The sequence below is a fragment of the Streptomyces sp. NBC_01446 genome (assembly GCF_026340095.1).
GTDB classification, from domain to species: Bacteria; Actinomycetota; Actinomycetes; order Streptomycetales; family Streptomycetaceae; genus Streptomyces; species Streptomyces aureus.
The window spans coordinates 693,323-708,911 of the sequence record NZ_JAPEPO010000003.1 but is presented as its reverse complement, the minus strand read 5'-3'; the positions used below and the strand labels follow the sequence as shown (position 1 = coordinate 708,911).

Annotated in this window: 14 protein-coding genes and 1 pseudogene; 8 read left to right on the top strand and 7 right to left on the bottom strand. The window is 67.4% G+C overall.

Annotated features, from left to right (window positions below):
- The first annotated feature begins 128 nt into the window (after positions 1-128).
- Complete coding sequence (locus OG456_RS47850; RefSeq protein ID WP_266571369.1) at positions 129-296, top strand: SulP family inorganic anion transporter; 168 nt, start codon at positions 129-131, stop codon at positions 294-296.
- Between the two features lie 226 nt (positions 297-522).
- Positions 523-1,359 carry an undecaprenyl-diphosphate phosphatase gene (locus tag OG456_RS47845; RefSeq protein ID WP_266571368.1) on the top strand — a complete coding sequence of 279 codons (837 nt, stop codon included), beginning with the start codon at positions 523-525 and terminating at the stop codon, positions 1,357-1,359.
- A gap of 1,096 nt (positions 1,360-2,455) precedes the next feature.
- Here OG456_RS47845 and OG456_RS47840 read toward each other — a convergent pair.
- Positions 2,456-3,022, bottom strand: coding sequence for a TetR/AcrR family transcriptional regulator (locus OG456_RS47840; protein ID WP_266571367.1), 567 nt, complete (start codon positions 3,020-3,022; stop codon positions 2,456-2,458).
- An 85-nt stretch (positions 3,023-3,107) separates the two neighbouring features.
- Between OG456_RS47840 and OG456_RS47835 the strand changes: the two genes are divergently transcribed.
- The 4 genes from OG456_RS47835 (at position 3,108) to OG456_RS47820 (ending at position 7,813) form a co-directional block, all read left to right on the top strand.
- Positions 3,108-3,533, top strand: coding sequence for a nuclear transport factor 2 family protein (locus OG456_RS47835; protein ID WP_266571366.1), 426 nt, complete (start codon positions 3,108-3,110; stop codon positions 3,531-3,533).
- A gap of 676 nt (positions 3,534-4,209) precedes the next feature.
- Positions 4,210-5,472 carry an IS21 family transposase gene (istA, locus tag OG456_RS47830; protein WP_266571365.1) on the top strand — a complete coding sequence of 421 codons (1,263 nt, stop codon included), beginning with the start codon at positions 4,210-4,212 and terminating at the stop codon, positions 5,470-5,472.
- A gap of 1 nt (position 5,473) precedes the next feature.
- Positions 5,474-6,316, top strand: a complete 843-nt coding sequence (gene istB / locus OG456_RS47825) for an IS21-like element helper ATPase IstB (protein WP_266571364.1) — start codon at positions 5,474-5,476, stop codon at positions 6,314-6,316.
- 951 nt (positions 6,317-7,267) lie between these two features.
- Positions 7,268-7,813, top strand: coding sequence for a hypothetical protein (locus tag OG456_RS47820; protein ID WP_266571363.1), 546 nt, complete (start codon positions 7,268-7,270; stop codon positions 7,811-7,813).
- Positions 7,814-8,401: 588 nt separating this feature from the next.
- Here the strand turns inward: OG456_RS47820 and OG456_RS47815 are convergent.
- Together OG456_RS47815 and OG456_RS47810 are read right to left on the bottom strand one after the other, a co-directional pair.
- Positions 8,402-8,857 carry a hypothetical protein gene (locus tag OG456_RS47815; RefSeq protein ID WP_266571362.1) on the bottom strand — a complete coding sequence of 152 codons (456 nt, stop codon included), beginning with the start codon at positions 8,855-8,857 and terminating at the stop codon, positions 8,402-8,404.
- A gap of 524 nt (positions 8,858-9,381) precedes the next feature.
- Positions 9,382-10,122 carry a class I SAM-dependent methyltransferase gene (locus OG456_RS47810; RefSeq protein WP_266571361.1) on the bottom strand — a complete coding sequence of 247 codons (741 nt, stop codon included), beginning with the start codon at positions 10,120-10,122 and terminating at the stop codon, positions 9,382-9,384.
- Between the two features lie 443 nt (positions 10,123-10,565).
- On the opposite strand from OG456_RS47810, the gene OG456_RS47805 reads away from it, so the two are divergent.
- A complete protein-coding gene (locus OG456_RS47805; protein WP_266571360.1) occupies positions 10,566-11,291 on the top strand; it encodes a dienelactone hydrolase family protein in 726 nt (241 codons plus the stop codon).
- Between the two features lie 212 nt (positions 11,292-11,503).
- Here the strand turns inward: OG456_RS47805 and OG456_RS47800 are convergent.
- The 4 genes and pseudogenes from OG456_RS47800 to OG456_RS47785 form a co-directional block, all read right to left on the bottom strand.
- A pseudogene (locus OG456_RS47800) lies at positions 11,504-11,813 on the bottom strand (transposase); the annotation flags it as partial.
- 134 nt (positions 11,814-11,947) lie between these two features.
- Entirely contained in the window at positions 11,948-12,646 is a 699-nt protein-coding gene (locus OG456_RS47795; protein WP_266571359.1) for a class I SAM-dependent methyltransferase, read from the bottom strand.
- Positions 12,647-12,743: 97 nt separating this feature from the next.
- Positions 12,744-13,979 carry an MFS transporter gene (locus tag OG456_RS47790; protein ID WP_266571358.1) on the bottom strand — a complete coding sequence of 412 codons (1,236 nt, stop codon included), beginning with the start codon at positions 13,977-13,979 and terminating at the stop codon, positions 12,744-12,746.
- A gap of 237 nt (positions 13,980-14,216) precedes the next feature.
- Positions 14,217-14,588: a helix-turn-helix domain-containing protein gene (locus OG456_RS47785; protein WP_266571357.1), complete on the bottom strand. Its 372-nt coding sequence runs from the start codon at positions 14,586-14,588 to the stop codon at positions 14,217-14,219.
- 83 nt (positions 14,589-14,671) lie between these two features.
- On the opposite strand from OG456_RS47785, the gene OG456_RS47780 reads away from it, so the two are divergent.
- Positions 14,672-15,580 carry an NAD(P)-dependent oxidoreductase gene (locus OG456_RS47780; RefSeq protein WP_266571356.1) on the top strand — a complete coding sequence of 303 codons (909 nt, stop codon included), beginning with the start codon at positions 14,672-14,674 and terminating at the stop codon, positions 15,578-15,580.
- Positions 15,581-15,589 lie beyond the last annotated feature (9 nt).

The following is a 15,589-nucleotide window of genomic DNA, read 5'->3' as shown; positions in this document are numbered from 1 at the left end:
TGGCGGGGCCCTGTCGGAGGGCGGACGAAACTGGCCTTGTCCAGGTGTGGCGTTCGCGTACGAGTCTGTTGCTTCGGGTGCGGGCGGGGATGCTCCTCGCGCCGTCACCACGCTCACCAGCCGCGATCGTGCTGTCGTCGCAGAGCGTGCTGAGCGCTGTCGCTCCCGACCCCGGCGACCTCGGAGCCCTCGCCACGCTCACCCTCCTCGTCGGCGTGATCACGCTGCTCATGGGGCTGCTGAAACTCGGCTCGATGATGTCGTTCGTATCGACGGCCTCTACCGGCCGAGGGTGAGGCTCAGGCAGACGGCCTGTCCACCGGGCACGGGGGCCCCGCTGTTCGGGCTCGCCGCCACCCGCCGTTCACGGGCCTGGTAGTGCCAAAAGGCTCGGCAGCGCGGCCGCGTGGGCCGGACTCTGCACAGCTTGCGCGGCAGACTCCACGCATATCTCGCCGCACCGCTCCGCGCACCCGCCGGTGAGTGCCCCTTCAAAGCCACCCACCCCAGGAAATGGACCCCATGAGTGCAATCAGCATCGGCCAGGCCGTCGTCCTCGGAGTCGTCGAGGGAGTGACCGAGTTCCTTCCGGTCTCCTCCACCGGCCACCTCAAGATCACCGAGGGGCTGATGGGCATCCCGGTCGACGACACGTCCGTGATCGGTTTCACCGCGGTCATCCAGGTCGGCGCGATCGCTGCCGTGCTCGTGTACTTCTTCAAGGACATCGTGCGGATCGTCTCCGCCTGGGGGCGCGGTCTGGCCCACCGCGACGAGCGGTACCACCACGACTACAAGTTCGCCTGGTGGGTCATCTACGCGACCATCCCGATCGTGGCCGTAGGGCTGGCCGCCAAACCGCTCATCGAGGGCCCTCTGGCCTCGCTGTGGGTGGTGGCCGGCTCGCTGATCGCCGGAAGCGGAGTGATGTGGGTGGCGGACCGGACGGGCCGCCACAAGCGCGGCGAGGACGACACGTCGCTCATGGACACGATGCTCGTCGGCGGCTCGCAGATCCTCGCTCTGCTCTTTCCCGGCTTCTCGCGCTCAGGCGCCACCATGTCCACCGCCCTCTTCCTCGACCTGGACCGAGTGGCGGCCACCCGGCTGTCCTTCTTCCTCGGCATCCCGGCCCTGACCGGCGCGGGACTGTACGAGCTGAAGGACGCCGTCGGTGCCGGCGTCGGCGCCGCCCCGCTCGTCGCGGGCACTGCCGTCTCCTTCGTGGTCGCGTACGCCTCGATCGCGTGGCTGCTGAAGTTCGTCGCCAGGCACTCCTTCGACGCCTTCGTGATCTACCGGATCATCATCGGGGTGGCACTGCTCGGCCTGCTGGCCACCGGCGTTCTGGCCTCCTGACACCCACTGACGGTCACCGGGGGCAGGAGCACACAAGCACCGCGGGTGTACTGCCCCGTCGGGGTGCCGCCCTTGCCCCTACGGGTGGTCTTCTCTCCCCTTCGCCCGCGCGGACGTACGCCTGCAGGGCAGGGCCTCCACCGTGGTTTGTTCTTTGATCACGGCCCGGTCGGTGAGGCTTCCTCTGCACGGACAGCTTGCGCCTCCTCGCGGGCGCCGCCACGACGCCCGCGGTCACCATTCGCCAATGGTGGAGTACGCGCCATGGTGGCTTGCAGCGGACGTTGAGGTCGTCAGCGGAGTGAGCCACTCTGTCTGAGGGAGAAGAAGTTGACGGCGTGGCGTGAGTTCTGCCCGTCGACTCCGAAGTCGGCGTGCCGATCCGTGGCGACACGTCCGAGGGAGGGCGGGCATGGCGTTCGCCCAGTCCTTCCTTGGCTGCTGTGGCTGAGGCCCCGTATGTCGGCGGAACGGCTGCCGACCGTGTGGAGGTCGGCCCAGGCGTGGAGTTTCGCGCCGGCGGTGCTGACGGCGAGGGGTCGCCTGGTCGGCCGTCCTGCACCAGGCGCTGGCCTCTGGCCCAGGCGCGGCAGTGTCGAGATGGGCGCAGTGCGGCCGCTGGGCAGCAGGCGTCAACTGCAGTGCCCAGTAACAGTCGTTGAGGCTCAGCGCCTCAGTACGGGCGCCATGAGCGCTTGGGCTGGAGAGCGCAGGGTTCGATAGGTCGCTGCCGGCATCCCTGCCACGCTCGCCGTCCGGGACTCCAAGCGCCTGGTGGTACTTCCTCCTCCCGTCGAGGTCGTGCCGCGCACTCGACGAGCTGAAGCTGACCCGCTCTGATGGGGCATTCGGTCGGAGATCGTGAGCCCGCGGCACGTTGGGGGAGTCACTGTTGGATTCCGGGATGGAGTTGGCCGGGGTCACCCTTCGCGAGCGGTACACACTCCAGCGGAGGCCGGGCCGCCGTGCATGGGGGAGGTGTGGCTGGGTCAGGACTCGGAACCGGCACGTGAGATCGCGGTGAAGGTGATGCTCGCTCTATTCAGGGGTCATGGAAGCTGCGCTCCACACACCGAGCATCGGCGGCATCGGCTGATCACCCCGGCGGTCCTGCCAGGGCCTTGATGGCCGGGCGGAGCAAGGCGGCTATGCGATCGGAAGGGGCGTCACGAAGCGAGGCCAGGCTGAGGAGCTGGTGACCGATGGTGACGCCCAGCAAGGTGGTGATGACCAGTGCGGCGCGCAGTTCGGGATCCTCGCTTGGGGGCAGGGCAGCACCAATGCTGTCGATCTGCCGGCCGAGGGCGGCTCGGACGTGATCGGCTGCCGCCTGGTCGGTGAGCATGGACCGCATCATCACCAGAGTGCCCTCGGGAAGACCGCCGAGCTTAGGGCCGAGCGAAGACAGCAACTGATCGACGAGCGCGTCGGTATCAGTGGTCGTCAGCGGCGCGGGGAACGCCTGCACGGCTTGGGTGAACAGCTCACGCTTCGAGCCGAAGTACTGCATGACCAAGGCCGGATCGACGCTCGCCGCGGCCGCCACGGCGCGGATGGTGGTGCGCTCGAAGCCTTTCGCGGCGAACAGCCCCCGGGCGCTGTCGAGGATGCGCGCCTCGGTGGCTCGACGGCGGTCGGCGCGAGACTGGTGAGGAGTGGGCACCGATTCACTCTACCGGCGTTGACCGAACTTCCAACCGGCCCTACCGTGAGTGGGTCAACAAGTGTTGAACGAATGGAGTGGCCCTGTGTCGCATCCGGACACACCTGCTGTCCGCACCCCTCGCGAGGTGCTGGCCTCCTACCACCAGGCCATGCTCGACAAGTCCCCAGACGATCTGGCCGATCTCTACGCCATGGACGCGGTGCACGAGTTCCCGTTCGCCTCCCCCGGTTTTCCCCCGCGCTACGAGGGACGCGAGGCCGTGCGCGCGGGATACCGGGCGGCCTGGGGCACAAGCCCCGTCCAGGTGCAGGAGGTCAGGAAGATCGCGGCCTACGAGACCGCCGATCCGGAAGTGATCATCGCCGAGCATGTCGTGCTGGGAACGCTGCCGACCAAGGGCACCACCTTCACCGTCCCCGGTCTCCTGATACTCCGAGTCCACAGCGGACTGATCACGCGGGTCCGCGACTACATGGACGGCATGGGGGTCGTCAGCGCCAGAGGATGAAGGCCGGACCAGCCTGGAGGCATGCGCTCCACTTGAGACGGGCCAGCTGCCTGCGCGCGAGTGACGGGAGCCCACGCGGGGCGTCGTGGGCCCGCCTCAACTCGGACGAGCCTTCGGTGGCGTTGGTCTGTCCGAAGGCCAATGGCAGAAGACAGCCTTGGCGCGAGCACCCTTGCACCCTTGCGCCAGACGTCCCGCCCCTTCAGTGGGCATGAAGTGCGCGCTGGGCACGTACTGAATGAACCGCTTCAGCCGCTGCGATCCCGGTGGGCTAGCAGATCGGGGGTGGCTTGAGCGTGCTTATCAAGGGCCCGTCGCATCTGATACCCCGTGTGAGCAGTATCCTCGCCCACCGTGACACGGCGTGAGCGGATCGGAGCACCCCTGGCCCACAACGGCGATGTATGCACGTACTCTTCACCGGCATACGCCAACACCAAAGACGTGTCGACGGTGACGTCACCCCGGTGGTACCGGACATGCATCACCAGTGGATACGCGTCCTGGTTCTGATCCATTTCTGGGCCGGCGAACCCCAACTCCTGCAAGATGACATCGAATCGGTGTCGGCGTCGCTTGAACCGTGACCCTCTGACGGCGGATCAAAACGGACTCACTTCGTGGCATCCATACCAACCTGATCTTGATTGGAGATCGGGAGGAAAGGGTGATCCAAGTGGAGGACTGGGCAGAGATTCGCAGGCTGCACCGGGCCGAGGTGATGCCGATCAGGGCGATCGCGAGGCATCTGGGAATCTCGAAGAACACGGTGAAGCGGGCGCTGTCCACCGACCGGCCGCCGGTGTACTCGAGGCCGCTGAAGGGCTCGGCGGTCGACAGGGTCGAGCCACAAATTCGTGAGCTGCTGAAACAGACCCCGACGATGCCGACGACGGTGATCGCGGAGCGGATCGGCTGGGAGCGCGGGATGACGATCCTCAAAGACCGCGTGCGCGAGCTGCGGCCCGCCTACCTTCCCGTCGATCCGGTCTCGCGCACGACGTATCGGCCTGGCGAGCTGGCCCAGTGCGACCTGTGGTTCCCGCCGGCCGATATCCCCCTCGGATACGGGCAGCAGGGCCGGCCGCCCGTGCTCGTGATGGTCTCGGGCTACTCGCGGATCATCACCGCGCGGATGCTGCCGACCCGGATGACGGGCGACCTGATCGACGGTCACTGGCAGCTGCTCAAGCAGTGGGGTGCGGTGCCGCGGATGTTGGTGTGGGACAACGAGACCGGTATCGGCCAGGGCAAGGTCACAGCCGACTTCGCCGCGTTCGCCGGGATGCTCGCGACCAAGGTCTTCCTCTGCCGCCCCCGGGATCCAGAAGCGAAAGGGCTGGTCGAGCGGGCCAATGGGTATCTCGAGTCGAGCTTCCTGCCTGGCCGCACCTTCAGCGGACCCGCCGATTTCAACACCCAGCTGGCCACCTGGCTGATCACCGCCAACCGGCGGATCCACCGCACCCTGGGCACCCGCCCGATCGACCGGTGGGAGGCCGACCTGGCCGGCATGCTCACACTGCCGCCCGTCGACCCGCCCCGCTGGTTCCGCTTCCACACCCGCCTGGGGCGCGACCACTACATCCGCGTCGACACCGTCGACTACTCCGTCCATCCCCTGGCCATCGGCAAACGGATCCAGGTCAGCACCGACGCCGACGAGGTCATCGCCGTACTTTGTCCCGGCGGAGCCGTCGTGGCCCGCCATCCGCGCTGCTGGGCCAAGCACCAGACGATCACCGATCCCGATCATGCCCGCACCGCGAAGGCCCTGCGCGGCGATTTCCGCCACCACCTCGCCTCCCAGGCCCGCCAGGCAGCCGCCACCGGTGACCTCATCGAGGTCGAACAGCGCCAACTGGACACCTACGACCAGGTGTTCACCTCACACGAGGGCAGCACAGGTGACGACGAGAGCGAAGGCGAGGTGTTCTGACATGGCCCGCACCACCACCACGGCATCCACTCCGGCCGGGGAGAAGACCGGCAGCGGCCGGACCGGTGAGCAGACCGCCTCCGACCTGGCCTTCTACTCCCGCGCGATGAAAGCCCCGGCCCTGCTGGACGCCGCCGAACGCCTCGCCGAGCGCGCCCGGAACGAATCCTGGACTCACGCCGAGTTCCTGGTCGCCTGTCTGCAACGCGAGGTCGCCGCCCGCGAGTCCCACGGCGGCGAGGCCCGCGTCCGCTCCGCCCGCTTCCCCGCGATCAAGACGATCGAGGAGCTGGATGCCACCCATCTGCGCGGCATGACGCGCGAACAGCTCGCGCATCTGGGAACGTTGGACTTCATCACCGGCAAGGAGAACGCGATTTTCCTGGGCCCGCCGGGCACGGGCAAGACACACCTGGCGATCGGACTCGCGGTCCGTGCCTGCCAGGCCGGCCACCGCGTCGCCTTCGCGACCGCCGCCGAGTGGGTCGACCGCCTGGCCGCCGCCCACCACACCGGCCGCCTCCAGACCGAGCTGGTCAAGCTTTCGCGCTACCCGCTGATCGTCGTGGACGAGGTCGGCTACATCCCTTTCGAAGCCGAAGCCGCCAACCTGTTCTTCCAGCTCATATCGAACCGATACGAACGTGCATCCGTGATCGTCACCAGCAACAAACCCTCCGGACGCTGGGGAGAGGTCTTCGGCGACGAGACCGTCGCCGCCGCCATGATCGACCGCCTCGTTCATCACGCCGAGGTCCACTCCCTGAAAGGCGATTCGTATCGCATGCGCGGCCGCGGGCGGCAACTCGGCCGCGTCCCCACTGCGACTACAGAAACCGACTGAACCACCACAACCACAGGCCACGTGGGTCACGATTCAACCGGCCAAGGTGGGTCCGAGTTCAGACGCCCCCGACAATCGGCTTCTGGCCTCAGCCGCGAAGGTCTTCACCCGTATGTCCACTCACCGAGTATGAGCCCACGAGGTCCTGGCGCGCGGCGGTGTCATCGACTGCCGGGCCTCGCCCCAGAAGACGATCCAGGCGTCGAGCTCCGCCGCTGGTGTTTACCGGCTCGTTGGTGCGTCGTCCCGCGCCCAGACGCTTCGGCAGATCGCACGGGCGGGAAGGAAGGGCGAGATGCCGAGCACCTTCGGGCTTTCTCGCTACGCCACTCGCGGGGGTGGTTCGGTGCTGCCGTGACCGTCGTGTCAGTCCGACAGCATGAGCGAGGCAGCAGCAACTCAGGTGCCGTCGCAATGATGTCACCCAGCTCATCCCACTCTCGAAGCCGTTCCGCCAGGTGCGGGAAAGCGCGGTCGGCTCCGGTGTCGACCGAACGTCGTGGTCGGTGACAGCGGTTACGACCCCGACGAGCACCGTCGCCTCGTCTGGGCACTCGTGGTGAAGCCGGTGATCGCCCACCGAGGGGCCGAGCGTGGCACAGGGCTGGGCACGCAACGTTGTGTCGTAGAGCGCGTGTTCGCTCACCTGCGCTGGTTCTGCCGTCTGCGGATCCGGTGGGGGATCCGGGACAACATCCAGGCGGGAGCGGTGGCGTCCGGCCCGGGCCCGCCTGCTCCGCGGCATCAGGGTTGAACACTCGGTAGGCAGCACGCCCGATGCGGACTTCACGACGCGACCACTGTCATGTCACGAAAGTGTCCTGAGCACGATCAAGATGCAACTGGGCAACCACTCCGTCTGTCTGAAAGGACAGAAAGCCACACGGACGAACACGCCCAGCTCACTCGCCGCTCCCCAGGAGCGACAGCCCCCACGTAAAGGACACCAGCATGCTCACTCGGAAGATCTCGGCACTGGCCATGACCGCAGTAGCCCTCGGACTGGCGCTGACGGCATGCAACAACAACGGCGCCGACACCGCGTCCTCTTCCGCGAGCAGCTCATCGGTGACCACGAGCAATCCGCAGTCCGACACGGCGAAGGACAAGCCGTCGGGCACGCCAGCCAAGTCCGACACCAAGTGCACGGACCAGCTCAACTACGCGGGTGACCCGCGCTCCAACGCCGAGATCAACTCCATCGGCGCGAGCACGGGCACGTGCCCGCCGGTCCAGAAGTCGCCGTCCGGCACGAAGTGCACCGACCAGCTCAACTACGCAGGCGACTCCCGTTCCAATGCCGAGATCAACTCCATCGGCGCGAGCACGGGCACGTGCCCCGAGCCCCAGAAGTCCGACGGGGCATCGGGTACACCGAAGGACCCCGACATGAAGTGCACGGACCAGCTCGACTACGCGGGCGACTCCCGTTCCAACGCCGAGATCAACTCCATCGGCGAGGACACGGGCACGTGCCCGCCGGTCAAGCAGAAGTGAATTGCTAACCGTCCCTGAAGGAAGGGGCGTCGGAGCCTACCAGCGGCTATAAGAATCAGGTTCCAAGCTAAAGGGCACGCGCGCCATGGGGGAGCAAGCCTGAGGCCCTGCAAGGGTGGCTGCTCGGACTCCGGGTGGCCGCTCGTTGCACCGGGCGGAGGTCAGGACGTCGTGGCAGGGACGGCAGGAGTCGGACCTGCGGCATCCGGCTCCGTTGGGCGCTCTGCGGTCGAAGGCCTCCTTCCCCAACACAGAGGGGACGGAGGCCTTCGAGACGGATCGGGTGTTCGTTCCTGTCGGGGGATCCGTTGATGACGCGGCACGTATGGCAGCACGAGCACGAGCACGAGCACAGGCGCAGCCGCCTGCGCGCAGAGCATGTTCGGGGAGGCTGATCCGTCGCGCCTCGCTCGTCCTCGGCGGTGGGGCGGGGCACAGGTCACGTCCACGGACGTGACCCTTGCCCGGCTGCCCCGCGTATCACGGCACGTCACCAACAGGCCGGCCGCAGTGGGGGACTGGAGACTGTTGAAGAGGTGAGACCGCCACTATCAACCCCCGACCTTCGGGCATGGCGTGGTCAGCCGCTCAGGTCTGGCACTGTGCCGTGCCGGCGGTGGACCAGCCGCTCCAGACGCCCCCATCGGCGCGGGCGTGGACGCGAATCTCGACCTTCACACCGGGCGCGCACACCCGGGTCGAGCTTCCCACCTCCGTGGGCTCGACGGTCCCACCCGCCGGGACATAGGTGCGACCGCTGCCCAACTTCACCCAGTAGCCACCGTCGACGACACGAAAGAACGCCTCGTAGGAGACGTTCACCGCCCTCGGCCCCGTGTTGCGCGCCTTGATGTACGCCGTGATCTCCCGGGTGTAGACCTTGCCTTCCTTGCCGCGTTGGGCGCTGATGCAGCCGTTGACCGCCATCCGGCCTGTCGACACACCGCCGCCGCAGGCGACTGCTGCGGCGTGAGCGTTCGCCGGAACGGCCAGCACGGTGAGCGCGGCAGCGCTCAGGATTGTTCCGATACGCCTGACATGCACAACCCTGCTCCCTTCGATCATGTTTGCCTCAGAGGAACCATGACGCGTTGAGGCGTGGAGGGGCGGCAGCCCGTCGAGTTCTTCACTCCAACGGAAGCGGACGGTGCCCCGGTGCGTGCCGTCCTCGCAGCTCCAGGACGAGCCGAGGGCGCTCGTCGCGCAGGTGAGGTCCCCGTCATGTCCGGGTTGCGCCGTTGCCGCTCGGTGCCCGGCTGGTACGCGTCGCTATCTACATGTCGCTATCCGGCAGCCCCGTACCGCCGCCTGGTCTGGGATCTCGACATGAAGCCGCTACTCGCCCGCCGGGGCACCGAACATGGCTATGGACTCGGCACCCAACCCTGGGTCGCTGAGCGACTATGCACTGGTTCCGCCGCCTGCGGATCCCCTGGGAGATGCGTGACGACATCCACGAAGGCCTTCTTCCTCACCCTCGGATACGCGCTGATCCGCTGGCGACGCCTGAACTCCCGATAGGAGTTTCGAGACAGGCACGGCTTACGTTGACAGTCCGGTGGCCGACCTCAGGTTGGCTTGCGCCACACGGAGATGTGTTTCGCGGAGTCCTGGGTGAACGGCTCCCCATCCCAGTCCGCGACGCGACGTTCCAGCTCGAGCCCAGCGATCCGTGCCATCAGGTCGAGCTCCGCCGGCCAGGCGTACCGGTGCCGGGAGTTGGCGCGGCGGTAACGGCCGTCGTCGCCGTCGCGGGTGAAGTGGTGCGAGACGAGGATCTGTTCGACCAGGTCGAAGGTGTCGAAGCCGACATGCTGCTCAGAGACGTCGAACGGCACCGCGACCTGGCCGGGCGGCAGGAACCGCAGCGGCGGCACGCCCAGTTCGATGACGAATCGGCCGCCGGGCCCCAGATGACGTGCGGCGTTGCGGAAGCACTCGACCTGCTCGTCCTGCGTGAGCAGGTTCGTGATGGTGTTGTAGACGAGATAGACCAGGGTGAACTCGCCGGGGACGGCGGTGGTGGCCATGTCCCCGATGGCTACCGGGAGCGTGTCCTCGTCGATCTTGCGCCGCAGGACCGCTGCCATGTGTTCGGACAGTTCGATGCCCGCTACCTGCACGCCGCGTTCCTGGAGCGGGACGCCCACTCGTCCGGTTCCGATGGCGAACTCCAGTGCCCGGCCGTCTCCGGCGAGTTCGGCGAGAAAGGCGAGAGTCGGCGCGAGAGCGGCGGCCGAGGACATCTCAGTCTCCTCGGCGTCGTAGCGATCGGCGGTCGCACGGGTCCACAGCTCACTGCTCGTCACGGGCGTCCACTTTGCCGGGTGCCGAGGGGCGTTGTCGACGCATTTACCTTCCACCGGCTCCGATCACACGGTTCGGGGCGGGCCGGTACAGACCTTTCAGACACCTTCCGGCCCGGGGCGCAAGGTCACGGCAGCGGTGCGGTCGTTCTCATCGGCGCAGCGCGCACCGCCCACAGCTCGTCGTTGACTTCCCGTGGCTTCGGGCGAACCACCCCACACCGCAGGATCGACAGTCCCGCTCCGTGCCGTCCGGCCACGGAGCCTCCGCAAAAACCTGTTTGGCGGACCACGGCGACCACTGCTACTTTTCCGGAGGCCGTGCGAGAGAACGAGGAGGTGGTACCCGTGAACGCAGTATCGACATGGGTGCTCCCCTCCGGGGTCACGGTCGGGCGATAGGTCGTCCGGGAGCGCCGTTTCTGAGCCTCCCGAAAGGCACGACCATGCACTTCACTTCTGAACAGCGCCTCGACGACGGCATCCTCGAGCGCGAATTCACCCTCGGCGAGATCCCCGGCACCCTGTGGACGCCTGGATCCGCCGCACCGGCCCCGCTGATCCTGATGGCCCACAACAACGGCCTGCCCAAGGCGGAACCCCGGCTGGTGGCCCGGGCCCGCTACACCGCGGCGCGCGGCTACGCGGTGGCCACCATCGACGCCGCCGGGTGCGGTGACCGGCCCCGTTCAGCCGCCGACGAGCAGGCCCGTGCCGACCTCCGCCGGGCGATGCAGGCGGGCGAGCCGGTCGACGAGATCTTCGAGTCCTTCATCGGCCCGCTGGTCGAAAAGGCGGTCCCGGAATGGCAGACCACTCTGGACGCCCTCCTTGAGCTGCCCGAGATCGGCGGCCCGGTCGGGTACTCCGGGGGGTGGACCGCCCTCGGCATCCGGCTGGCGGTGGTCGAGCCGCGCATCGCGGCCGCCGGCTTCTTCGCCGGCGGGTACGTGCCCCGTGCCCAGCGCGAGGAGGCCCGGCAGGTCACCATTCCGCTGTTGTTCCTGCTGCAGTGGGACGACGAAGGCAACCCCCGGCAACGGGCCCTGGACCTGTTCGACGCCTTCGGCAGCAAGGAGAAGACGCTGCACGCCAATCTGGGCGGGCACACCGGCATCCCGTCGTTCGAGCTGGAGGACGGATGCCGGTTCTTGGACCGACACCTGAAGTGAGGCCGGGCCGTCTGGCCGGCAGCAGACGATAGGAGCTGTCGGCCAGGATGCCGTCATCGAGGACAGGTTCCGGCCTCCTCGATGGCGGTGGCCGGCAGATGCACAGCCGCCCCGATCGCGGTGGTACCGGCCATCGGCAGTACTGGCCGGTCGGGGCGGCGCTCGGCCACGTGGAGTCGAGGGACAGCCCCGCTCAGAAGCTGGGCAAGGGCGAGCTTCTCGACCTGGCGGGTGGAGGCACCGAGCAGATAGACGGTGTCGACCACCGAGATCGGGGCCTGTTCGACCCGCCGGAGGCGTTCCAGCAGCCTGCGCGGGAAGTAACTCCCCCTGCGCAGTGTGGCGGTGGGTGACTCACTCGTCACTGACCTGGCCGGATTCGGCGTTGCAGAGGGCATCCGCCTATATGGACATGAGCGCGTCGGCGAACGTCTTGACCATCGCGCGCAGCAGATCGGGACTCGCCGCGGCGAGATTGTCCTCGTCGAGGGCGTGCAGGGGCAGCCTGTCGGGTGCGGTCATCGTGCTGATCTCTTTCGAGCTTCGACACTTCGAAGATCAGCAGGTGGCCGTTCATCTCTGCGGGCATCATCCCGACGCCGGAGGAGCAAACCCCCGGATCAGGTCGCACTCATACGTCACTTCCCTGGCCGCAGTCACGGGCGGAAGTCTTCGAAGGAAGGCTCGAACAAAGGGTCAGGCAGGCGATAGGCCACACACCGTGGCCCTTGTTCGCCCTGAGGACCGACACCGATCGTTTTGCCGGGAAAGGCGTCCGGGATCACCTTCCATCCCGTGTTCCGTTCGTAGTACTGCGCGGCCGTGTGTACGGACGGCCACCAGTCGTCGTCGATGACGATCAGGCCCCCGGGCCGGACGATCTTGCGTAGGAAGTAGAGATCGACGAAGACTTCGTGAAACCGGTGACTGCCGTCCACGAATGCCGCGTCGGCCACGAAGCCTTCGCTGAGGAGCTGAGGGAGTGCGGTCGACGACGGTGTGAGCATGAGCGTGGCGATCGAGTCCAGCCCCGCAGAGCACAGCAGATCCCAACCGGCGTTGGAATACTCCCGCTGTTGAAACGGGTCGATGATGACGTGCCGGGGGAGCGAAGGATTGACGGTTGCCAGAGCCTCACCGATGGCGAGGGCAGAACTGGCGTACGCGAGACCGATCTCGACAACCTTCTCGACTCCCTCGGCGACCATCAGGTCGCGCAGTTGATCGCAGTGGCGTTCGGGCACCGTAACGGTTTCGAAGTCTCTCTCGTGGTCTCGCGTCCATGGCGGTCCCTCCTGTGCGAGTCGGCGCCGTACCTCGCGAACCCGCGTCGCACGTTCATCTGCTTTGGTCATACGAGCCGCACCTCGTTCGTCATGCCGGCCACTCCTTGCTCCTACAAGTCATCTCATTTTGCGAGTCTGCGGAGTTGAACAGGGTGCAGGCCATCGTTCACGGTTGTCCCTCCTCCGAGACTGCCTGATCCTTCCTGCCCATCGCACGTTGTTTGCGCGCTGCCGTGAGGTCCCACCGGGCCGGGATGAGGGCTGTCAGCATCAGGAACGCGGTCAGGACGAATGCCCAGGGGTAGCCGGTCAGGCCGGCCACCGTGCCGAAGCCGACCGCGCCGATACCCATTCCCGCGTCGTAGGCGACATTCCACAGGGCGCTCACCGTCCCGTACCCGGAGGCCGGGACCCGGGAGTACATCAGCGTGATGGTTGCGCTCTGGGTGATGCCGAAGCCGACCCCGAACACGGCCGCACCCACGACGACCGCGACGGGAACGCCCGTGAGGGCAACGACGAGGATGCCGGCGGCTGAGGCGACCAGCCCCGGCACCATCAGCCCGGCGGCTCCACGCCGGTCGGCACGCCGACCGGCGAACCAGCGGGACGCGGTTGCGGCGGCCGGCTGCATGAAGAGTGCCGCCGCGACCACGCCGGAATACCCCGGTGCCACGGCCAGCGGCAGAAAGGTGACGACGATCCCCGCGCCCACAGCCGTCACGGCGAACACGGCCGTGGGGCGGCCGAGCGTGCCGGAACGGGCCCCTGCGAAGATTCCCAAGAGCGGACCCGACGCCGCTTCCCGGCCGGGCAGGCCCGGGACGGCGGCGATGGAGACCAGCGCGATCAGTGCCGCCGCCCAACAGACGGGCCCGTACCCCGTGTGCAATGCCAGCCAGGCCCCGAGCGGCAGGCCCACCAGCGACGGCACACCTGCCATGACGCCAATCAGGGCCAGTCCCTCCCCGCGGCGCTCGGGCGGGATCAGCGACGCCGTCAGCGCCCCACCCGCCACCAAGGTGAACGCGAAGCCGAGCCCCCGGACAAGGCACACCGTCACGACGCACGCCAGACTCCGCGACACGGTCAGGGCCAGCGCCGGGGCACCCAGCAACAACAACCCCGCCCCCAGCATCACGCGATAACCACAGCGTGCGGCCAGCCATGGAGCTATCAGCTCGCCGACCACCGTGGCCAGCATCAGCGCACCGGTGACCAGACCCGCCTTGTCACTGCCCCCGCCCGGCGCGCTCTGCGCGTACACCGGGACGACCGACAGCAGTAGAAAGAAGCTCGCCGAGGAGCCGACGACCGTCACAAAGCGCAACAGCAGCGGGCGGGTCATCAGACGCGGCCGCGCCTCGGCAACCCGGTCCTCAGGACCGACGGATGAGGCCATGGGGTGAAACCTAGGGGACGAGGCTGCCCGAAGGCTCCCCGTTTCCATGCCCGTTCAGCGTGCCGGTTCGTGGCTCTTCCGATCGGTCACCGGTGACCGATCGGAAGAGCCACGAACCGTGCGACTCCCGTACTACGTGGGATGCTGTCGACGCCTTTGTGCAGTGCGGCGCAGCCCGCAACACTCAGACCTCAGGAACGGCGCGCCCGCACGCATGGGGGTTGCGGGCCGGGATATTCAGCCCCGTGAGGTCTCGGCCACGTCGGCCGTTTCGTGGCCTTCGCGACGCATCCGCTCAGCCCCCCACACGCCGAGCGGCCCGAGCGCTTGATTGAGCATGCGTCCGTGCTCAGTCAAGGAGTATTCCACCCGCGGCGGCACCTCGGCATAAACCCTCCGGAGCACGAGACCGTCCGCCTCCATCTCACGCAGGTGCTGCGTCAGCATCTTCTCGCTCACTCCTGGCAGACCGCGACGCAGCTCAGCAAAGCGGCGTACGCGGTGGGCATCGAGGTCCCACAGGATCAGCCCCTTCCACTTGCCGCTCACCACGTCGAGCGCAGCGTCGATGCCGCAGATGTAAGGCCCGCTCCTCGGCGCCTTGGCCATCACTGATCCCCTTACAAAAAGGTAAGTACCGCAGAAAATAGTGGGTACTTCCGAGATTAGTGACGCTCTCCGAGCATGGAGGGGTGAACGAACAACAGAACCACACCACCAGGCAGAACAGTGCTGTCACCGTGATCGGGCTTGGCCCGATGGGCCAGGCGATGACACGCACCCTCCTCACCGCCGGCCACCCGGTCACCGTCTGGAACCGCACCGCCAGCCGTGCCGACAGTGTCGTCACCGCCGGAGCAAGGCTCGCGTCGACACCCGGCGAGGCGGTCGAAGCGAGTGACCTCGTCATCCTTAGCCTCACCGACTACCAGGCGATGTACGACGTCCTCGCCGGCGCCCCCGAATCGCTCGCCGGCCGGACCCTGGTCAACCTGAGCTCTGACACTCCTGACCGCACACGCGAGGCGGCCACCTGGGCGGCGGGCCACGACGCGACCTTCCTCACCGGAGGTGTCATGGTCCCGGCGCCGATGGTCGGCACGGAGGCAGCGTATGTCTACTACAGCGGCCGCGGTGAGGCGATGGAGCGCCACCTGGCGACGTTGACACTGCTCGGAACACCAAAGCATCTGGGTGAGGACCCGGGTCTCGCCCAGATGATGTACCAAGCCCAACTCGCGGTATTCCTCACCACACTTTCCGCACTGATGCACGCCACCGCGATGCTCGGCACCGCAGGGCTGAGCGCCAAGGAAGCGCTGCCGGAGTTGCTCTCCGCCGCCGACTCGATCGGCGCCATCCTGAGGGCCGGCGAAGAGAACCCCGGCGCCGCACTGGATGCCGGAGAGCATCCCGGCGACCTCAGCACGGTCACCATGATGGGTGCGACGTCCGACCACATCGTCGAGACCAGTACGTCACTCGGCCTTGACCTCGCGCTCCCACTGGCCGTGCAGGCCCACTACCGGCGCGCAATCAAGGACGGACATGGCAGCGACAACTGGACTCGCATCATCGACAGCATCCGAGGACCGCGCTGACCGGACGCG